Here is a 3,017-nt window from a genome sequence, read left to right as displayed (position 1 = left end):
GCCCCTGTGGCGGCGTCTGCCCCCCGCGGGCCCACGGGCCGCCCCGCCGGGGGGGCGGCGCACGCCGGTCCGCGCCGAGGCGCGCCGCAGCCGTCGTACGGCCCGGGCCGAGCGGCCGTACGAGATGGAGCCCGTCGACGAGACCGGCGGTGGCCCCGAGCAGTCCGCCGTCACCGCGGCCCGGCACCGCGCCCTGCGCGACGCCGTCCGCCGGCTGCCCGGACGCTGCCCCCGTCTGATGGAGGCGCTGCTCTCCCCGAGAGACCTCACATACCGGGAGATCGCAGGGGAGTTGGGTATCTCACAGGGCAGTCTCGGCCCGGAACGTTCCCGATGTCTGGGATGTCTTCGGCGTTTGCTCGCACCGGAGGTTGCGGCCCGCGAAGCGCGGGGATAGGAGTGAGGGACACAGGCGATCAGTTGAGCGGGAGGCGTGCGCACATGGGCATGAGCGTGACCATCTCGGTGGCGGCCGAGCAGGACGCGGAGCAGATCTTCAGGCTCCAGTACCTGTGCTTCCAGAGCGAGGCGGCGTTGTACGGCAACTACCGCATCGACCCGCTCGTCCAGAGCCTCGACTCCGTCCGCCAGGAGGTCGCCTCCGACTGCGTCTTCGTCGCCCGGCTCGGCGAGGAGGTGGTCGGCTCGGTGCGCGGCGCGATCACCGAGGACGGCGCCGCCGCCATCGGCAAGCTCTGCGTCCATCCGCGCCTGCAGGGCCACGGCATCGGCGCGCGGCTGCTGCGCGCGGCCGAGGCGGCCCTCGTCGAGGAGCGCGGCGCGAAGAAGTTCCGCCTCCAGACCGGTCACCGCAGCGAGGGGAACCTGCGGCTGTACCGGCGGGTGGGGTACGAGACGGTGGGCACGTCCAAGGGAGCGGACGGCGTGCCGCTGATCGTCCTGGAGAAGCCGGCGGGGACGTACGCGACTACGGCGTGACGCCGGCGCGCGACTTGCGCAGCCAGTACATGGCCGACAGCGGCAGCAGTACGGGAATGAAGACGTAGCCCATGCCGTAGTCGGACCACACCGTCGCGTCGGGGAACGCCGACGGATCGACCAGGGTCCAGGTACCGACCACGAGCACTCCCGCGAGCTCGGCGGCGCAGCACACCAGCGCCGCCTTGCGGGCGGTCTCGCCCCCGCCCCCGCGCGAGTCGGTGTTCACCCCGAACCCCCCGCCGCCCCCGGCGTCCAGCGCTTCGGCCCGCGGCGCCCGCCCCAAGACCGTGTTGATCGCCACCCGGCACCGCGACACGGCCCCGACGACCATCACGCCGTAGAACCAGACGAGCAGCATCCCCGGCCCCGTGATGAGCCGCGCCCTCGCCGGCTTCCTCTCCTCGGTGGTCGTCATCTCACCCTCCCCAGATGTCGAAGAGCCGTACTTCGAGCACGGCCAGCACCACACCGCCGGCGGCGACGGTCACCGACCCCCACCGCGTCCGCTCGGCCAGGGACATGAACCCGGCCGCCGGGACGCAGGCGAAGGCACCCAGCAGATACGCCACGAAGATCGTCGTGCCCTGTTCCGGCTTCTCGCCGCGGGCCAGTTGGACCACCCCGATCACCAGCTGCACCACGGCCAGCAGCGACACCACGGCCATGCCGATGAAGTGCCAGTCCTTGGTGGACTGATCACGATAGGCGGCCCATCCGCACCAGGCGGCGAGCAGCAGCGCGGCGACGCCGGTCACCAGCGTCAGGGCATTGAGCATGCGGAGACCCTATTACGGCCCGAAAGGTCCATTGCGCTCGGGCCCGCCTCACCGGTCCGTCCCGCCGTCGGCGACGGGCCCGGCGGCGAGGGCCCACCGCCGGATCCGCCGGTGCGCGGAGGCGTCGGCCGCGGGGCGTCCCGTCGGCACCGGGGGTGCCGGCCGTCTCGATCAGGTGTGCCGGGGACCACGCCAGGCCGTAGCAGTCGTCCGGCCCGAAACAGGCCGCCGGCGCCTCGGGTCTCATGCCCGCGATGGCCGGTGACCGGTGCCGTTACCGGCAAGCCGGGGCGGCACCGTATGGTCTAGACCATGACGATCCATGCGCAAGCCCTCCTGTTCGACAACGACGGCACCCTCGTCTCCTCCCTCGCGTCCGTCGAGCGCTGCTGGACGCGCTGGGCCGGGGAGTACGGGATCACGGCCGAGGAGTTCGGGCGGGTGGCGCTGCACGGGCGGCCCGCCGTGGAGATCGTCGCCGATCTGCTGCCCGCCCGGCTCGTGCCGGAGGCGGTGGCGCGGGTCGAGCAGCTGGAGGTCGAGGACGTGCCCGACGGGGGCGTCCTGCTGCTGCCCGGCACCCGGGACTTCCTGGACTCCCTGCCCGCCGACCGGTGGGCCGTCGTCACCTCCGCCACCCGGCGACTGGCCGAGGCGCGGCTCGACGCCGTCGGGATACGCCCCAAGACCCTCGTCTGCGCCGACGACATCAAGCGGGGCAAGCCCGATCCGGAGCCGTATCTGCTCGCCGCCCGGCAACTGGGCGTGGATCCCGCCCACTGCGTCGTTTTCGAGGACGCTCCGGCGGGCCGCCAGGCGGGCCGGGCCGCCGGTATGACGACCGTGGCGTTGACCACAACCCACCGGGCCCACGAGCTGGCCGCCGACCTGGTGGTCGCGGATCTCTCCGCCTTGTCGGGGCTGGTCACCGACGGGGGAGTCGAGATCTCCGTGCGCGGCTGACCCCTGTCCGGGGGGGGGGGGCCGCGGGGCCCCCCCCCACGGCTCCTGACGACGCGTTGACGTCGCCGTAGCGTCGAGGTGTGAGCCTTTGGACTTCCCTGGAGCCCGCGTCCGTCACCGTCGATCCCGGCAGTAGTACGCGGGTGCGGCTGCGGGTGCGTAACACCGGCGATGTGGTGGACGAGTACCGGTTCGAGCCGGTGGGGGATGTGGCGCCCTGGACGGTGGTCGAGCCGCAGACGTTGCGGTTGTATCCCGGTACGACGGGGACGGCGGAGCTGACGTTTGCGCCGCCGCGTACGTCGGATGCGGTGGCGGGTCCGAATCCGTATGCGG

Annotated in this window: 5 protein-coding genes and 1 pseudogene; 4 read left to right on the top strand and 2 right to left on the bottom strand. The window is 72.9% G+C overall.

What is annotated here, in order from left to right:
• Positions 1-397, top strand: a 397-nt coding sequence (locus ACFW2E_RS44425) for a sigma-70 family RNA polymerase sigma factor (protein WP_384477150.1), incomplete at its 5' end; no start/stop codon positions are given.
• Between the two features lie 44 nt (positions 398-441).
• Positions 442-939: a GNAT family N-acetyltransferase gene (locus tag ACFW2E_RS44420; RefSeq protein ID WP_384477147.1), complete on the top strand. Its 498-nt coding sequence runs from the start codon at positions 442-444 to the stop codon at positions 937-939.
• Here the strand turns inward: ACFW2E_RS44420 and ACFW2E_RS44415 are convergent.
• Both ACFW2E_RS44415 and ACFW2E_RS44410 read right to left on the bottom strand, forming a co-directional pair.
• Positions 929-1,357 carry a hypothetical protein gene (locus ACFW2E_RS44415; RefSeq protein WP_384477144.1) on the bottom strand — a complete coding sequence of 143 codons (429 nt, stop codon included), beginning with the start codon at positions 1,355-1,357 and terminating at the stop codon, positions 929-931. The genes ACFW2E_RS44420 and ACFW2E_RS44415 overlap by 11 nt on opposite strands.
• A 1-nt stretch (position 1,358) precedes the next feature.
• Positions 1,359-1,718 (bottom strand): hypothetical protein, encoded by a 360-nt coding sequence (locus ACFW2E_RS44410; protein WP_384477142.1) that lies wholly within the window; start codon positions 1,716-1,718, stop codon positions 1,359-1,361.
• Between the two features lie 312 nt (positions 1,719-2,030).
• Between ACFW2E_RS44410 and ACFW2E_RS44405 the strand changes: the two genes are divergently transcribed.
• Both ACFW2E_RS44405 and ACFW2E_RS44400 read left to right on the top strand, forming a co-directional pair.
• Positions 2,031-2,681, top strand: coding sequence for an HAD family hydrolase (locus ACFW2E_RS44405; protein WP_384477139.1), 651 nt, complete (start codon positions 2,031-2,033; stop codon positions 2,679-2,681).
• An 80-nt stretch (positions 2,682-2,761) separates the two neighbouring features.
• Positions 2,762-3,017 (top strand): annotated as a pseudogene (locus ACFW2E_RS44400) (hypothetical protein); the annotation flags it as partial.

It is taken from the genome of Streptomyces sp. NPDC058964 (genome assembly GCF_042741275.1).
Lineage (GTDB): Bacteria > Actinomycetota > Actinomycetes > Streptomycetales > Streptomycetaceae > Streptomyces.
Note: the sequence above shows the minus strand (reverse complement) of the source record. Positions and strands in the feature narration are given on the sequence as shown.